The sequence below is a fragment of the Nostoc edaphicum CCNP1411 genome (assembly GCF_014023275.1).
In the GTDB taxonomy this organism is placed as follows: domain Bacteria; phylum Cyanobacteriota; class Cyanobacteriia; order Cyanobacteriales; family Nostocaceae; genus Nostoc; species Nostoc edaphicum_A.
Map to the genome: position 1 here is coordinate 4,826,507 of NZ_CP054698.1, position 16,226 is coordinate 4,842,732.

Genomic DNA, 16,226 nt, shown 5'->3' on the forward strand with positions numbered 1-16,226 from the left:
ATAAGAATTTAGATATAGCGTTTCCCAGTCTAATGAAGTACACTAATTAAAATAAATCAGTGTATCTACTCAAGGGTAAAAATGAAACCATATTCCCTCGACTTTCGCAAAAAAATATTTGATACATACTTGTCAGGTGGAATATCACAACGTCAATTAGCAAACAAATTTTGTGTCAGTTTAGGTTTTATTGAGAAATTACTAAAGCAATATAGAGAAACAGCAAGTATCGCTCCTAAAGTTAGGACAAAACAAACTCCTCCGAAGCTCAATGAAGAACAAATTAAGATTCTTGAAGAAATAGTTGAAGCTAAGAATGATGCTACCTTGAAAGAAATTCGCTCAGAACTCAAAGAAAAAACAGGAATAACAATCGGTATCTCTACGGTAGACAGGATGTTACAGAGGATAGAAATAAGCCTAAAAAAAAACATTGCACGCCGCAGAAAAAGAGACTGAAAGAGTTCAATTATTAAGAGTACAGTTCTGGCTTCAACTTCATGGGATACCGACGGAAAACCTTGTATTTCTTGACGAAGCAGGAGCTAATCTATCTTTAATAAGACACTCCGCTCGTTCTAAAAAAGGTAAAAGAGCGAATGGCTCACGACCTCAAAAACGCTGTAAAAATGTCTCCATAATTGGAGCGCTTGCTCTCAAAGGTGTGATTAGTCAATATAGTATTTTAGGAGCATATGACGGGCTGACATTTGAGGCTTATATCTCTCAAAAATTAGTTCCAAAGCTGTGGGAAGGCGCTTATGTAATCATGGATAATTGTTCAATTCACAAAGGTGGAGACATTGAGAAAATAATCGAATCTGCTGGAGCTAAATTGATTTATTTGCCACCATATTCTCCTGATTTTTCACCAATTGAAAACTGTTGGTCAAAAATTAAAAATTTACTACGTTCTATTGGAGCTAGAAGTTATCCAGACTTAGCAAAAGCGATTGAAAGTGCTTTTAATCAAGTCTCGTTAAATGATATTTATAACTGGTTTACCCATTCTTGTTACTGTACTTCACCAGATTAAGAAACGCTATAGCTTTTTGCCCAAATAGTTTTTTTCTCACCTTTAAATAAAGGTAAAAATTGCGCCAATTGATTTAATAAATCTTTTGCTTCTTGTAATCTACTAGGATTCCATTGGCTAAAGTTCGAAAATATGAAGTTAATATTGGGAATTGCTTCGCGCTCTTTTTTCAAAAGCTCACCAAATATCTCAAATGGTGATTTATCTAGAGGTTTTTCTTTAGAGTGTAAACTTGTCAGATATAATTTTAGCGATTGACGACTAGAAACAAGCCTCTCAAAAAATAGATGATTATTTTCTTCACCGTGAATTTGTTTAAGATATTCAATAGTTTTCGATAAATTATTTACAAGCTCCCGCTTATCTGTTGTACCACTGTGGTGGAGATTAAGACATATATGGTCTAAACCACATTCAGCCATACGCTTATAAACTACACTCAGCGCTGTTTCTTTTTCTGCAACTAATAAAACTGATTTGCCATCACCAACCAGTTCTGCAATCATGTTTACAATAGTTTGACTTTTGCCCGTTCCTGGTGGCCCTTGGACAACAAAGCTAGAACCAGATTTCGCCGCTTCAATCACAACTTGCTGGCTGGAGTCAGCATCAAGAATTTGAAATATTCGCTCAGGTTTAACTTGTGAATCTAGAGCAGATGCAGGTAGAGGTTCTTTATAGTTAGACTGATAAGTAGTTAAATCGCCACTAATAGCTTGCAAAATTGGGTGATCAAAAATTAAAGCTTCATTTTCGATAATATCCCGAACCATTGCAGCTTTAGCATAAGAGAACAGCGAGAGAAATACATTCTCTTTAATTTGCCATGTCTTCTGTTCTGCTAGTAGCTCCTCAATTTCAGCAATAATTTCATCATAAGTTAGTGTTTGTATAGCTTCTCCCTCTGGAAGCTCAATCCCAAAAGTTTGCTTTAACTTTTGTGCCAGGGTTGGATTTAATACAACATCTTCATCTAATAGAGATATCTTATAAACATCTCGTCTAGGTTCTTTAATTAACTCTACAGGTACTAAAATTAGTGGTGATACCAAAACATCCTCTGGCTTATCCTTGTCCTTGTCATACCAAGTCAATGTTCCAAGGGCCAGAAATAGGCTGTTTACCCCTCGTTCTTCAAATGAGCGTCGTGATTCAAGACGCAATTTATTCAGTCGTTTCAGTTGCTCACTGCCTCTTTGACGAGTAATTAATTCAAGAGGATTTTTTTGTGCTGATAATGCCTTGGTATTTCTGGACTGGGTAATATTTTGATGTTCGCTATCAAGTATTTGAAAATAAAGCGATTTCTTATCTTCTGTCAGATTTTGGAAGAGAAAATCTGGTTCTTCTGTGATAATTTCTAATATTCGAGGACTATCTTGCCGAAACTTGATGAGAGGATTTCGTCGTCCTAAGTCAGCCAGCCCAGCTTTCCACTTTTCAATTTTTTGAGTAAGGTTTTGTTGAGAGTCTGAAGCTGACTGTCGCATACTCGCTTTTCTCGTAAATAGGCTTATTTTTATTATACTGGCCTTTTCCTGCGTGAGTATTTACCGCGATCGCTACGGATTCATCCGAATCAAGTCTGTTAAAATACTATCCAAGCTACCGTTGACTTGAATTCGATCGATCTTCTCTGCAATCCTCTCTAATACTTCCAGTTCCTTCAAACGTAATGCAACGGGGTTATCCTCCATTACTTTGGCAGTGTTTAACATACTGCGGGTAGCAGCAGTTTCTTCTCTACGTCTGACTACGTTTGCTTGAGCGGTTTTTTCTGCCTCCACTACTTTGCTCAAGATAGCCTTAATCTCACCAGGTAAAATAATATCTTTGACACCTACAGAATCAACTTCAATTCCATAGTCTGCGGCTTTTTGGCGAATATATTCAGAGATACTTCTATCAATTGCACCTTTATCTTCTAATAAAGTATCTAAGTTGCGTTCGCCAACTGCACCGCGCAAAGCAAACTGTAATTCTTTGTACAAGAAACCAGAAATATCTGACAACCCGTTTTTTGCCCTCAATGGGTCTTGGATACGGAAACCTGCGGTCAAATTCAACCGCAGAGGTACTTTATCTTTAGAGAGGATATCTTGACCGGATACTTCCATATTTTGGAGTCGTAGGTCGATGGCTTCGGTTTGAAAAGAGCGACCGAATAACCACCAAGCATGTACTCCTGGCGATCGCTGTCCTTGAAACTCCTGATTAATGTATACTAGTCCAACGTGTTGTGCTGGCACTTGGCAAATATGCAAACAGTTGCGACTGAGCAATTTCACTTCTGTTGAACCTTCAACTAACTCAGCCACTAAGCTAGGCTGTAACTGAGCATCTGCGCTGATGTCGAGAATTTCCACTGCAACACCTTGCCAAAATAACTTGCGGCTAGTAGGTGGCAAAATAGAAATTACTTTCCCTCGATAGCGCACAATTGCAACTTGCGAAGCCAGTAATTGCACGGTTTCACAGTAGGCAGCAATAAAGTCGGGATGTTTTTCAATCAGTACATCTTCCAGGGGAAAGTCTGGGTTAGGGATAATCCGACTGAGAATTCGGACTGTAACATCTCTATCTACCGACCAAAAAGCATACTCTCCTGGTTCTAGAGGTCGCACAAAATTATTTTGCAGATATAATAAACCAATCTCATACTCTGAGATTTGAAACTTCTTTAGTCCATTCAAGGTAACTGAGCGCAATTGCTGTACAAAGGAACTAGGCAATTCTAAGCTTTCTTCTAAGTTGAACAGATGAGATTCTACCTCAATAAAACCACGCCAAAAAGCTCGTAATTGATTTGGTGCAACGCTTACCCAATTCTGACCACAACGGACTAAAGCAGCTTGGTTGAATGCAGTTCTGATAATCAATAAATGTTCTTGCAGTTCGGCTTCGTAACTTCGCAACAACAGTTCTAGGTTTTCAATCTGAGCTTGTGGCTGGTTGAGGTCAGAAATTTTGACTTGCCAATGGCGACCAAAATATGTGTGTGTACCGGGCTGCAAAATTTTCTTAAAGTCACTGCGGTGATATAAGATGCCGATTTCGTTAGGTTTGATATAAAACGTTTCCCACATAGTGATTTGCATAAATAATTTGCGCGATATTTTAGATCAGCTATACGATGCTTGCGGTTGGCGTAGCGATCGCAACTAGCTAAGAATATTTAGTCAAGACATTTATAACCTTCCTTAAACTTAAATACCACCTGCAAGTAAACTCGCCATCTTATAGCATGTCTGGTTAATCAAGTAGAATAAAAATGTTAGTTGGTAGTAAGGACTTTAGTCCTGGCTTTGGGGACTGAAGTCCCCACTACAAACTGCTTATTATCGGTAATTTCACAGATACCATATTACAGCTTGAGTACAGGAGTTATTGAAGTTTACAACCTTGTGGAAAAAGCCTAAAGGATTAATTTTAGCCGCTTGTATTACTCTATGCTACAAAATATTTTTAAACTCTGCAAGTGCAAGTGTTTACAGTTTAGGTGTGAGCAAAAGCTTCTCCAAAGCTGGATTAAGATTGCTGTTACTTTTCCCAAACTGCTCTATGGCAATCTAGAAAAAAGAACCGCGCTCAAATATGCTGTTCGTTTGCCAATCCAGAATCCCGAAGAAAAACTAGATGTAGAAAACGAAGGAACATACTCAAGTTAGGAAGAAATGCAGTTGCGCTTACTCCTTAACTGTGGCTATCGAACATTACCCTTACGAGTGATGACCGACAGCAAAACACTTGCACACAGAGTTGAGAAAATGAGGGGTCTCGAATCTGTTAAGATCCGTACCATATTGGCTACCTTGGAAGGGTATTGTCTTTTAACCCGGACAGGGTTGGGTGAAAGTATAGGAATCGAACCTACAACACATCGATTATGAGTCGATTGCTCTACCAGTGAGCTAACTTCCTGGGGTTTGATACAGGACTCGAACCTGTGACTAACCGATTATGAGTCGATCGCTCTACCAACTGAGCTAATCAAGCAATATAGTTGAAAGTACTCGGCGGTATACGCTCATACTAAAGGATGGCGCACCAGTTAGGCTTATAGAACCTAAACTATAGCTTTGTAACTTTATTACTATCCCGCTCCAAATTTAGCATATTGGAAATTGTAGGTGTAGCCTTAAATATTGTCTGACTTAAGTCGCAACATATCGCGCATAAAAATCACTAGTCTTAGATAGGTTTGATGAAATTGCTTTTCGTTGTTTAACTGGTGACTTTCATAAAAAACATTGTTACCAGTTGATATTTCAAGAATATCCATCTCACAAGCTCCTGACTCCCAAACCGTTATTCTACCGAGATGTAATGAACTCTCAAAGTCAAGACGCATTGCTGAATTATCAGTAGGTTCACAGTAAGTCAGTGTATATTCTAGCCGATAAGCAGCGAAACGCGATCTTAATGGTGATTGAAATCGGTTAAAACCTCGTTCTGAAATTAGCTGTGTTAGTGGATTTAGGCTCATTCCTTATATTGAAAGCAGGAGTATTATTAATTTGCCCCAACTCCGCAAAAAATAAGTAGCTCATCGTAGACTTTGAGCTACACATCTCAATTTGATAGATGCTCACAATTCCTTGTTGTAGGTCAGTCTGGAAAAGCTAAACCTGTCATTGGGTCACGAATATACAACCCTAGCGTCAGGCTACGCATTGCTTCATCCCAAACGGGTATTAATTGTTCTGCTTGATCTGCCCAATAATCGAATGTGATTAAGCATTGAACATTCGACCCCAAACCAATGCAAGTCCGCGAAAAAGCTTCCCGTGGTTCTTCTTGAGTGTCAATGAACTTCATCTCTGTCCAGACAATTCTGGCGGTTTGACGCTTGACGGTAATAATTTCTCCTTTGGCAATGATGTTGCGGCTGTCGTCTTCCAGGACTTTCTTCAACGTGGATTTTAGCGGAAACTGGCTCCAGTCGTTGGGTGGCAGGCGATTAAAAGATACTTCCAGACAGCAATCATCGTTGGGTGGTTTTTTATCCATGAACTTGAAGGATTTCTCTTGTGGCTCAAAAACCCAATTCTGGGGAACATTGAAGCGAACAGCGCCTCTATCTGCGACAAATATTTTGTAGCCTGATGGAGATTCCCAGCGATGGTCAGGTTTTAGTTCAAGCGTTTCTTTAATCCACTGGAGATTGTTTTTCTTACGCTTTGCCATAGTGTTTTTGTTATCTCTGCTAAAGAGGGTGTCACTAAACAGCCCTTCGTAGACATTGCCCTTTTTGTTAATGTTATCAAATTGCTAGGATTTTGAATAACTCTTATATTAAATAAATAAAATTTTAGATATTTTATATTAAAGAATCTAATAAGGTAACTGTAACGTTGTGATTAAAGTTTCAGCTTTTAACATTAAAATCTTAGCAGTAGTATTCATGGTTATGGATCATGTGTGCTATTTGCTAATGCCAGAATTTCTAATCTTGCACTTTTTTGGGCGATTGAGCTTTCCCCTTTTTGCATGGCTTCTGGCGAAAGGTGAAAAACACACCAAAAATGTGTACCGCTATGGAAGCAGGCTATTGATTACAGCGATTATATCTCAGCCAATCTATAGTTTTATTTTCCAGAGGTTATCATTTAATATTCTTTACACGCTTGTTCTTGGACTTGTGATGTTGCGCTTAGTAAAGCGTTATCCGCAATTATGGCAGCAATCAATCATTATTGGATTGTGTGCATTAGTTGCCGAGAACTTTGACTTTTCCTATGGAGCTTATGGGATTGGAGTAATTTTATTGATGTCTCTTACAGACAAACTGAAGCCCAAAATATGGTTGCTATACTGGTGCATATTTCACTTTTTTACTTTAGCAATCCTATCTATGCTTAATATCTTTCAAGCTTGGGCAATTTTTGCAGGACTTATTGTTTTTCAATTCAATGGTAAACAAGGTTCGCGAACTAGATGGTTCTATGTGTTTTACCCGGCTCATTTAATAATCTTAGGTATAATCAATTATTTAATATATTCCAGGTAGATTTATGATTTATCAGCGATGTCTGACTGGATTTTATTTAACTCAACCTACAGCTAGAGATAAATCTGCCGCGAAATATAGACTAATTAAAAAAAGAAATTTAAGCAATTACCAAATTTTATCTTTACACCAAAAAATTTCAAAATGTAGATGTATGTATCTACATAGATAGATGTTATATAGTTAAATATCTTTCTAAAGGAAGATATATTTTCCAAAAAGTTACTTTTATTAGACCATAAATTGAAAAATAAATAGTAGATATACATTTCATTCAATGATATTCATCAGATAAATTTTATAAATCTTAGTCTTTTGTTAACGTTTACTAGCTATCATGCCAGAGTAGTGAATCATAATGATTCGAATTTAGATATCTAGGGATAATTGTGTCATCCAGGAAAAATGCCCTAGATTTATCCTCTAACCTGCAAAATGTAGGCGAAAGCAACTATTGAATAGGTAAATCTTTAAGGTAATAAGCATGACTTATAGTATCGAGTCCGCACGCAATATTTTCTCTAGCACTCAAGTAGCAGATGCTGTTCCAGCCACTACAGCAATGTTTGCTAAACTCAACATTGACGATCAACTGGCATTTCTCTGGTATGCCTACGCGGAACTAGGTCGTACAATTACTCCAGCTGCTCCCGGAAAAGCAAATCTCCAATTAATGGAAGGTATATTCAACGACATTAAGCAGATGTCTCATGAAGAACAAACCCAGTTAATGAGAGATTTAGCGAGTAATGCTGATACTCCCATCAGCCGTTCTTATGCATACTTTGGCGTCAACGCTAAATTAGGATTCTGGTGGCAGTTAGGAGAGTGGATGAAAGAGGGTATCGTCGCTCCTATGCCCGCTGGTTATCAAATGTCAACTCAAGTTAAAACAGTGCTAGAAGCTGTTCAGAGAATCGATCAGAGTCAGCAGATTACTGTACTACGCAATACTGTAGTAAATATGGGGTTCGATCCGTCTCTGGCTGATAGCAAACAGGCAGAAGTCATAAACTTTAAGTTTCCACGTACATCCCTAAGTCCCCAATTTACTATTGAGGGAGTTACAGAACCGACAGTGCTGAAATACATTGAAGCGATGAATGCAGATAACTTTGAAGCTGCTGTTGCTTTATTTGCTAACAACGGTGCGCTGCAACCACCCTTCCAAAAACCAATTGTTGGCCGAGAAGCGATCACTGCTTACCTAAGAGATGAGGGACAAGGGTTAGTGATGAAGCCAACCAAAGGCGTTTCGGAAACCATAGAAGATGGTTATACACAGCATAAGATTACTGGTACGGTCGAAACTCCCTGGTTTGGAGGTAATGTTGGGATGAACATTGCTTGGCGATTTTTACTCGATCCTCAAGGTCAAATTTACTTCGTGGCTATTGACTTACTTGCTTCTCCCAAAGAACTGCTTAACCTAACTCGCAAGTAAAATCTCTGTGTCTTAATACAAAAGCAATTGCGTTTGTTTAAGATAATGCGTTGCATAAAACTACACGCAACAAAACCCCCAACCCCTTCTTTTTAAAGGGTTAGGGGGAATCTAGGTTTCAGGTTTTCAGTTCGCAAGTCCTAACATATTCTATACAGTTAGGCGATCGCACTGACTCCAACTCCTACACTAAATTTACTGAACCTGTATATCCTTTGAGAATTCCCAAAGAACCACCACATGAACTAATTAACGTATCATTTCCCACCCGGCTGAAGCTGGCATTTAAGCCACTCACATTTAAGCGATCGTTGCAACCAAAGCCATAGATGGCAGCAAAGCCACTGCTTCCTAAAATTACTGTATCTGTATCTTTCTCTTGACCCAAGTAGACTGTATCATTTCCCCCGCCTGTTACCTCAATAGATGAACCAAACAGGTTTGTATCGGTACTTAAAGGGTTCGGAAGACAAACCGTTTCTCCTCGCAGATTGATTACATCATTCCCATTTCCCCCATAGATAGTGTCATTACCTGAACCAGCAAAAATTAAGTCATCGCCTGAGCCAGACCTAATTGTGCTGTTTGTATCACTTGTAATAATTGTGTTGTTACCATTACCTGCAAAAATCTTTGCAAAACTTGAATTAGAGATTCCAGCAGCCAAAATAAAATCATCGCCGCTGCCGGCTTGAATTGTGGTTTCGCCATAAGGAACAACAGCAATTTGATTATCACCATTTCCAGCTTTTATAGTTTGGTTGTAGGATGAAAATCCTGTGTCAACAACATAAGTCAATATTGAAATATCACTGGTGATAATGTCATTTCCTGAGCCTGTATTGATATTGGCATCGCCGCTTCCCAGCAAAATTAAGTTGTTACCATTTCCCGCATTAATAGTTCGGTTGGCGAATCCACTTAAAGAGAAAATATCGTCGCCTGATCCTGCTGAGGCAACTAATGTTGAAATTGGCTCTAATCCGATAATATTACCATCACCATCGAATAGATAGTTTCCACCGTAATCGTCTAAAAAGTTGTTTCCACTGCTCAAAGAAATTGTGTAATTGCCTGATCCTAAACTGACATAATCATCTCCTGCTCCAGTACGAACGATCGCATCAAGTACATTATTGCAAGGCGTTGGACTAGTTTGCAAAACCTGACCACTAAAAATGCTAGTATCAAAATTAAAAATTAAGTCTAGTTCTCTTCCGAGCAAGACAACATCGTTGCCATTTCCCGTCTTCACGACATTGTTGTTACCTTCTACAATAAACCAGTCTGGATTGGCAGTTCCTAAAACTTTCTGATCACTATCTGAAATGACTTTTTCAGTATAATTAATGCCACGAAAAAATTGTGATGTCATAAACATTTCCTTTATAGCTCAATCCAGTTCAGTGAAGACCAAAAATGATGTAGATGAGCTATTATTCTGAAAAATTCAATCGAATCCGGTGAATCCCAAAAAAATATTTCTACGAATCATAAATTAGACTTTACAAATATCTTTTAATATATTTACCTCGTTTCCAGTCATCGGCTGGGAATGCCAGATTGAGTCTGCCGATGGTAATGTTCAGTTTTTGTCTAATAGACTTCTTGCAGAAGTGGGGGAAAGGGGAAGGGGTAAAGGGGAAAGGGATGGAATTTCCCCTTACCCTTTAACCTTTGACCTTTCCCCGACATCTTGGCATTTGTTACTTTTGCAAGATGTCTAATGTTTAGGATATTTGATTAGCACTTCTTAGTTGAGTGCAATACTTGCTAGCCGATTTAGGCTGGAGTCAAGCATTTGAAGCGGCTCTGCTCAAACTTCTGGCAGCAATGCCTGCCGCAAATTGTCAGCATGCAGAAATGGTTAGCCAGCGCATTCATGTTGATCCAACAGGCTGGCATCGGTGGGACGAGAAAATGTCGGCGTTTGTGACTCTGAAAACTAAGAAAAATTGTAGGTTTGGTGAAGCAAAGCGCAACCCAACAAAGCCCTGGAAATATTGGGTTTCGTTCCTCAACCCAACCTACACAACTTAAGGTTTTTGACACTAACCCAAGCGTATTGCTTAATATTGTCACTTTGCAAATCCCTCAAAGCGTGGGCTAGAGAGGGATTTTTGGGTATTGGGTGTTAGGGATTGGGTTGCTAGTTTAAATTATTTGCTTTCTCAACTGCTTCCTTTAACTCTTCAAAGGTAATACTGCCGTCTTCGTCTGAATCATAATTTACTAGCAATTCCTGGGGACTAGTGGTATTTGTTTCTGATGAAATGATTGCACTTAAGCCAGGACTTAAAAAAAGATCATTAATGGATACTTTGCCGTCTTGATCGCTATCTAAGGTATTAAAAAGAGATTGAAGCTCTTGCTCGGTTGCCATAAGTTTCTATCTGAATTAGTTTTTCAACTTAATATCTCATTAATCTCTGACTAATCTCTCAAAATTTAATAAACTTGTATCTTTAGACATAGAAACGGCTATCGCTGGGCTTAGATCGGGTTACGCTGTGGGTTATAGGGTTTACAGTCTGACGATGAAAATAAAGAAAAATTCAGAATAGCTGAATTCAGGAGTCAGAATGAAGACGCTCTCTACGTTCGCGGAGCGTGTCGAAGACAGACGCTACGCTACGGTGAACGCTACATTCGCAATGACATTGTGTAATTAATTATGTTTACCTACTTATGATGTGTTGCGCTTTGTGACAAGACACCTTATTGTACCTTTGACTTAACAAAAAATTGAGACAAAGGTAAGTACGTGAGCATCTTGGGAACTATAGAAGCAAATCAAATTAGCACAACTTCCAGCTTCCAGCAATGAAGACTCACTATCTAAGCATTGGTAAAGCGTTCCCATTACAGATTGTTCTTGTACTTCCCTTCCTCATCCAAATTTTTGGAGCGGTCAGTTTAGTGGGTTATTTGTCCTTTAAAAATGGACAAAGGGCAGTTAATGACCTGGCAGAACAGTTAATAGATCGCACAAGTGACGTAGTGAATGAACATCTGAAGTCTTATCTTTCCATTCCACAAACCCTTAATCAGATCAATGCAGATACCATCCGCAGAGGGATATTAGACGTGCGCGATCGCAAAACCCTTGGCAAGTATTTCTGGGATCAGATGCAGGTCTATGATTTGACTTATATTGGTATTGGACTAGCGACGGGTGAGGGAATGGGAGCCGCTCGTTATGATGGCAAAACGATCACCATTGATGATTGGACTGCCAAGCTTCCCAATAACACTACCAACTACGCCACAGATAATCAGGGCAATCGGACTCAAGTTAATAATCATTATACTTGGGACAACTTCAACCAAGTTTGGTACACCCAACCCATCGCTGCTGGTAAACCGATCTGGACAAAGATTTATGCTGCAAATTTTCCAATAGGCCCCTACATTGCCGCCTCTGCTAGTCGTCCCATCTATGATTCGCAAAATCGCTTACTAGGAATGATTGCTTCTGATATTCATCTATTGAAACTCAGCGATTTTTTACGCAATTTGAATATTAGTCAATCTGGGCGGGTGTTCCTTTTAGAGCGGGATGGTACATTAATCGCCAGTTCCGGTACAGAGAAGCCTTTTGTCCTCGTCAATCAAGAGATTCGGCGAGTGCGGGCGATTGACAGTTCTGATGCAATCATCCAGAACGTTGCCAAACACCTCCAAAGCTTCAACGGGTTTACCTCCATCATCCAAGACACAGATTTTCAGATTGAACTCCAAGGAAAACGGCATTTTGTTCATGTTTTACCTTGGCGTGACAAGTATGGCTTAGATTGGCTGGTGGTAGTGAGTGTGCCAGAAAATGCATTCATGGCGCAAATTAATGCCAATACCAACACCACGATCGCCCTTTGTCTTGGGGCATTAGTTCTTGCCTCGGTGATGGGCGTGTTTACCTCCCATTGGATTGTACGCCCGATTTTGCGCCTGAATTGGGCAAGTAAAGCAATGGCATCCGGCAATTTAGCTCAGACAGTGGAAAGTAGCGGTATTCAAGAACTTAATACCCTGTCAAACTCTTTCAACCAGATGGCAAGACAACTACACGAATCCTTTACTGCCTTAGAGAAAAGCAAAGAAGAATTAGAATATCGGGTAGAAGAACGCACCACGGAACTCAAAAATGCATTAGGGGAATTGCAACGCACTCAATTTCAAGTTATTCAAAGTGAAAAAATGTCTAGTCTGGGACAATTAGTTGCTGGAGTCGCGCACGAAATTAATAATCCAGTCAACTTTATTCATGGCAACCTTGTCCATGTGCAGGAATATACCCAAGATTTATTAGCATTTGTGCAGTTGTATCAGCAATATAATCCTAACCCTAGTGCTGAAATTCAAACCGCTGCTGAAGACATGGAACTGGAGTTTTTGCAAGAAGACTTGCCAAAAATGTTGTCTTCGATGAAAGTAGGCACTGAACGCATTCGCCAGATTGTACTGTCGCTGCGGAACTTCTCTCGCATCGACGAAGCAGAGTTCAAAAGCGTCGATATTCATGAAGGCATCGACAGTACCTTGATGATTTTGCAACACCGTCTCAAAGCTAAACCAGAACAACCTGAAATTGAGGTGATTAAAGACTACGGCATCATACCCCTAGTAGAATGTTATGCCGGAAAACTCAACCAGGTGTTTATGAATATTTTAGTGAATGCCATTGATGCATTAGAAGAAAATAATGCCAAGCGCACCTATCAGGAGATCGAGGATAACCCCAATCGAATCAAGATTCGCACATCTGTGGTTAATTTAACGTGGTTGGAAGTAGCGATCGCGGATAACGGAGTCGGTATTTCTCAAGAATTTCAGCAGCGAATATTCGATCCTTTTTTCACCACCAAACCGGTTGGCAAAGGAACCGGAATGGGTATGTCCATCAGCTACCAAATCATCACAGAAAAACATGGTGGCAAACTAGAGTGTTTCTCAACTCCTGGAAAAGGAACCGAGTTTATCATTCAGATTCCTCTGCGGCTAAAAGCTCATGGAGTTGTTTAATTTGATACTGGTTTAGAATTGTCAAGTTGTTTAAGTAGTAGTACAATACACGAGGTTTGGGCGCTAACACACCCCACAGTTGAACACATAGTTAAATCAGTAGTCCTATTTGTTAAAAAATCTATGAAGATTGATAATTTGATAGAAACTTACGAGCAGATGGCAGTAGATTATGAGGCAATTGTGAGGCGTTATTGGCACATCGAGCGCGAACCCCTAATTGCTTCTTTGCAGCTGAAGCCGGGACAAACCGTCCTGGATGTTGCGCTAGGAACAGGTCTTAATCTTCCGGCCTATCCTGAAGGTGTAAGTGTCGTAGGTGTTGATCTTTCTGAGAAGATGATGGATGAAGCACGTAAAAAGCGTGTATCCGCAGATGTCACTTTTAAGATATCGGATATCTACAATCTTGATTTTCCTGATAATAGCTTTGATGCAGCAGTGTCGGGATTTACCTTCTGTATCCTTGAGCATCCTGTCTGTGCTTTTCAAGAGATCCTACGAGTAACTAAGCCTGGTGCATTTATTGCCATTCTCGATTACTGCAAATCGCAAGATCCAGAGATTCAGAAATGGCAAGAGTTAATAGCTGATGCAGCTTTACACCAAGGCTTCCCCACTGGCAAGATCATGTGGGATGCATTAATGGATTATGACGAATTGATTTACAACAGTAAACTTTCCATTGAAGTGCTTACGGACGATCGCACAGAAAGTCCAAACCCGTTTTCATGTGGTTGTCAATTATTGGTGAAAAACTCAAAAGCTTAAAGTTAACAAGATCGCACTCTTGTTCAATGAGTGCGATCGCAATATGTGCGTTATTACTCAAAATTTTGTCAAGTAGAAAGAAAAGCGATCGCTACAAAATTAAGATTGACTTTGTTGAGCGATGATTACGCAATAGTTATAGCAATGCTTAACACAGCAATATATCTGGTGTATTACAGCTAATCTCGACTTTCTCAAATACTTGCATAACCGTAACACACTCTACTTACAGCTATTTTAAGGTAAATAGACCACGCGGTAGGGGCACAGCAATGCTCATTGGTGTCAACTTAAGCCAAAAATAGCGTACTGATTGGGTGTTGTTCACCCGCCAGGGATTGTAAATCCTGACTAATTGCTCAAGTCTACTGAAGTAGACTGAAAATTTTTGCGCTATGAAGTCCTCTTCAGAGGACTTTAGCTATGAGACAGGGATTTACAATCCCTGGCGGACGTGCGGTTTCGCGTTAAGTTGACACCAGTGAGCAATGCTGTGCCCTTACTTACGACAGATGTGCTTCAAATACATACAAAACTGCTGTAATATTTACTCAATCAATAGACTGTCATCAATCCAAGAAAAATAAGTACAATAAGTATCGCATCAAGCAAAATTAAGCTAACTATCAACCAAATGTTAATTGTAAAATTTATTGATTTCAAGTGTAACACAATAGCTCTATTAATAATCCCTACAATTATTGACGTATCAAATAAACAAGCAGCAGCTATTCCAAATGCGTAGGAGAAACCATTTCCTCGCTCATTTATTGGCGTTGTTAAGTGATTATAATACAATGCAATAGCTAAGGTTCCAAAAAAAATAGTATAAGCTATTAGCCACTTTTTGTTAGGCATAATCTGAGCAATAACAAAGGGAATAGCCAAGCATAATATAAATAATACAATAAGAGATTCAATCATTTATAAATTTCTTGTTTTTTAGAAGATTTCAAAAATTCCTTTGCTTACATAATATTTATGAAAATTACGACTTATGTAAACAAATTAAACTATGTATAACAAATCCTAAATTATTCGTAAAAAGTTTATCTTTAGATTTTATTTACGAATTGCCTCTGAAATTGTGGTGCATTGCACTTGATAAAAAGACACCACAATCTACATTATTTAGTTTTACAAGTTATTTTGAAACAGTTCTAGAACATGTTGCCAAGCATCAGGAGCAGCTTCAGGATTGTAACTTGGGTGCTGCTCTAAGAATGGGTACTTATCTTTAAAAAATCCGGCAAAGAATCCATGTCCGGCATCGTATCGAAATACACGATGATTGATTTGATGTTTTTTTAATTCTGCCTCAATTTGCTCGTTTTCTACCTGTGAAATTAATGCATCTCTTGTCCCAAAAAATGCATAAATAGTACCTTTAATTTCCAAAGTGCGATTAATAGTTGGAGTCTCTTCACCATAACTAGAAGTAGTAATCCCGCCACCATAAAACGAAGCTGTGGCTTTGATATCAGGTAAAGTTGCAGCCATATAAGCAACATGACCACCAAAACAGAAACCAATCACACCGATCGCATTATCTTTGACATTGGGTAAAGTTTTGAGGTAAGCGATCGCAGCTTGAATATCGCTGAATATCTCTTGATACTTCACTTGTTGATAGTATTCCAATCCCAGCCTATAGCTTTCTGGACTAAACCCAACATCTTCAGCGCTAAAATCAGCTTCAAAACCGGGAGCAATACGTTGATACATCGCCGGAGCGATCGCTACATAACCTTGTTTAGCAATTAGTTCGGTTATATCTCGAATATTACTGTTGATTCCAAAAATTTCTGGAAAAACTATAACCGCTCCAAAGGTTCCCTTTTGTGCTGGTTGAGCTAAGTAAGCATCGATTTCTAAGTCATTGTTAGGTACTTTGACATAGCAAGTGTTAATTTCGATGTTTGTTGTTTCTACCATCTTTGTTT

The 16,226-nt window shown here is 39.0% G+C and carries 14 protein-coding genes and 2 tRNA genes; 6 read left to right on the forward strand and 10 right to left on the reverse strand.

The genetic code is table 11. The annotated features are described in order from the left end of the window. The first annotated feature begins 81 nt into the window (after positions 1-81). Positions 82-1,036 (forward strand): IS630 family transposase gene (locus HUN01_RS23015; protein ID WP_203219497.1). Its coding sequence is split into 2 segments (ribosomal slippage): positions 82-425 and positions 424-1,036, totalling 957 coding nucleotides; the frame shifts between segments, so codons are not numbered across the junction. Here HUN01_RS23015 and HUN01_RS23020 read toward each other — a convergent pair. The 6 genes from HUN01_RS23020 to HUN01_RS23045 all read right to left on the reverse strand — a co-directional run bounded on the left by HUN01_RS23020 (position 1,033) and on the right by HUN01_RS23045 (position 6,223). After that, complete coding sequence (locus HUN01_RS23020) at positions 1,033-2,526, reverse strand: DUF4011 domain-containing protein (protein WP_181928138.1); 1,494 nt, start codon at positions 2,524-2,526, stop codon at positions 1,033-1,035. The two genes, HUN01_RS23015 and HUN01_RS23020, sit on opposite strands and share 4 nt — an antisense overlap. Before the next feature lie 72 nt (positions 2,527-2,598). Beyond that, entirely contained in the window at positions 2,599-4,122 is a 1,524-nt protein-coding gene (locus HUN01_RS23025; protein ID WP_181932789.1) for a slipin family protein, read from the reverse strand. A 760-nt stretch (positions 4,123-4,882) separates the two neighbouring features. After that, positions 4,883-4,957: transfer RNA gene (locus HUN01_RS23030), tRNA-Met, on the reverse strand. Next, a tRNA-Met gene (locus HUN01_RS23035) sits at positions 4,957-5,032 on the reverse strand. The genes HUN01_RS23030 and HUN01_RS23035 overlap by 1 nt, the downstream gene beginning before the upstream one ends. Positions 5,033-5,174: 142 nt before the next feature. Then, positions 5,175-5,522 (reverse strand): immunity protein TriTu family protein, encoded by a 348-nt coding sequence (locus HUN01_RS23040; protein WP_181928139.1) that lies wholly within the window; start codon positions 5,520-5,522, stop codon positions 5,175-5,177. A gap of 122 nt (positions 5,523-5,644) precedes the next feature. After that, positions 5,645-6,223: a hypothetical protein gene (locus HUN01_RS23045; protein ID WP_181928140.1), complete on the reverse strand. Its 579-nt coding sequence runs from the start codon at positions 6,221-6,223 to the stop codon at positions 5,645-5,647. Positions 6,224-6,392: 169 nt separating this feature from the next. Here HUN01_RS23045 and HUN01_RS23050 point away from each other — a divergent pair, with 169 nt between their 5' ends. Further along, on the forward strand, positions 6,393-7,046 hold the full coding sequence (locus tag HUN01_RS23050) for a TraX family protein (RefSeq protein ID WP_181928141.1): 654 nt from the start codon (positions 6,393-6,395) through the stop codon (positions 7,044-7,046). A 484-nt stretch (positions 7,047-7,530) separates the two neighbouring features. Then, positions 7,531-8,490, forward strand: a complete 960-nt coding sequence (locus HUN01_RS23055) for an orange carotenoid protein N-terminal domain-containing protein (RefSeq protein WP_181928142.1) — start codon at positions 7,531-7,533, stop codon at positions 8,488-8,490. A gap of 184 nt (positions 8,491-8,674) precedes the next feature. Here the strand turns inward: HUN01_RS23055 and HUN01_RS23060 are convergent, their stop codons facing one another. Next, positions 8,675-9,865, reverse strand: coding sequence for a calcium-binding protein (locus HUN01_RS23060; RefSeq protein ID WP_181928143.1), 1,191 nt, complete (start codon positions 9,863-9,865; stop codon positions 8,675-8,677). Positions 9,866-10,251: 386 nt separating this feature from the next. On the opposite strand from HUN01_RS23060, the gene HUN01_RS35600 reads away from it, so the two are divergent. Then, positions 10,252-10,530 (forward strand): hypothetical protein, encoded by a 279-nt coding sequence (locus HUN01_RS35600; protein ID WP_238845552.1) that lies wholly within the window; start codon positions 10,252-10,254, stop codon positions 10,528-10,530. 109 nt (positions 10,531-10,639) lie between these two features. On the opposite strand, the gene HUN01_RS23070 is transcribed toward HUN01_RS35600, so the two are convergent. Further along, positions 10,640-10,873, reverse strand: coding sequence for an EF-hand domain-containing protein (locus tag HUN01_RS23070; protein ID WP_181928144.1), 234 nt, complete (start codon positions 10,871-10,873; stop codon positions 10,640-10,642). A 440-nt stretch (positions 10,874-11,313) separates the two neighbouring features. On the opposite strand from HUN01_RS23070, the gene HUN01_RS23075 reads away from it, so the two are divergent. Then, the gene (locus HUN01_RS23075) at positions 11,314-13,512 is read left to right on the forward strand and encodes an ATP-binding protein (RefSeq protein WP_181928145.1); all 2,199 of its coding nucleotides are present in this window, start codon (positions 11,314-11,316) and stop codon (positions 13,510-13,512) included. Positions 13,513-13,635: 123 nt separating this feature from the next. Continuing rightward, positions 13,636-14,283, forward strand: a complete 648-nt coding sequence (locus tag HUN01_RS23080) for a class I SAM-dependent methyltransferase (RefSeq protein WP_181928146.1) — start codon at positions 13,636-13,638, stop codon at positions 14,281-14,283. Positions 14,284-14,838: 555 nt separating this feature from the next. On the opposite strand, the gene HUN01_RS23085 is transcribed toward HUN01_RS23080, so the two are convergent. Further along, positions 14,839-15,207: a hypothetical protein gene (locus HUN01_RS23085; protein ID WP_181928147.1), complete on the reverse strand. Its 369-nt coding sequence runs from the start codon at positions 15,205-15,207 to the stop codon at positions 14,839-14,841. Positions 15,208-15,420: 213 nt separating this feature from the next. After that, positions 15,421-16,218: a dienelactone hydrolase family protein gene (locus HUN01_RS23090; protein WP_181928148.1), complete on the reverse strand. Its 798-nt coding sequence runs from the start codon at positions 16,216-16,218 to the stop codon at positions 15,421-15,423. Positions 16,219-16,226 lie beyond the last annotated feature (8 nt).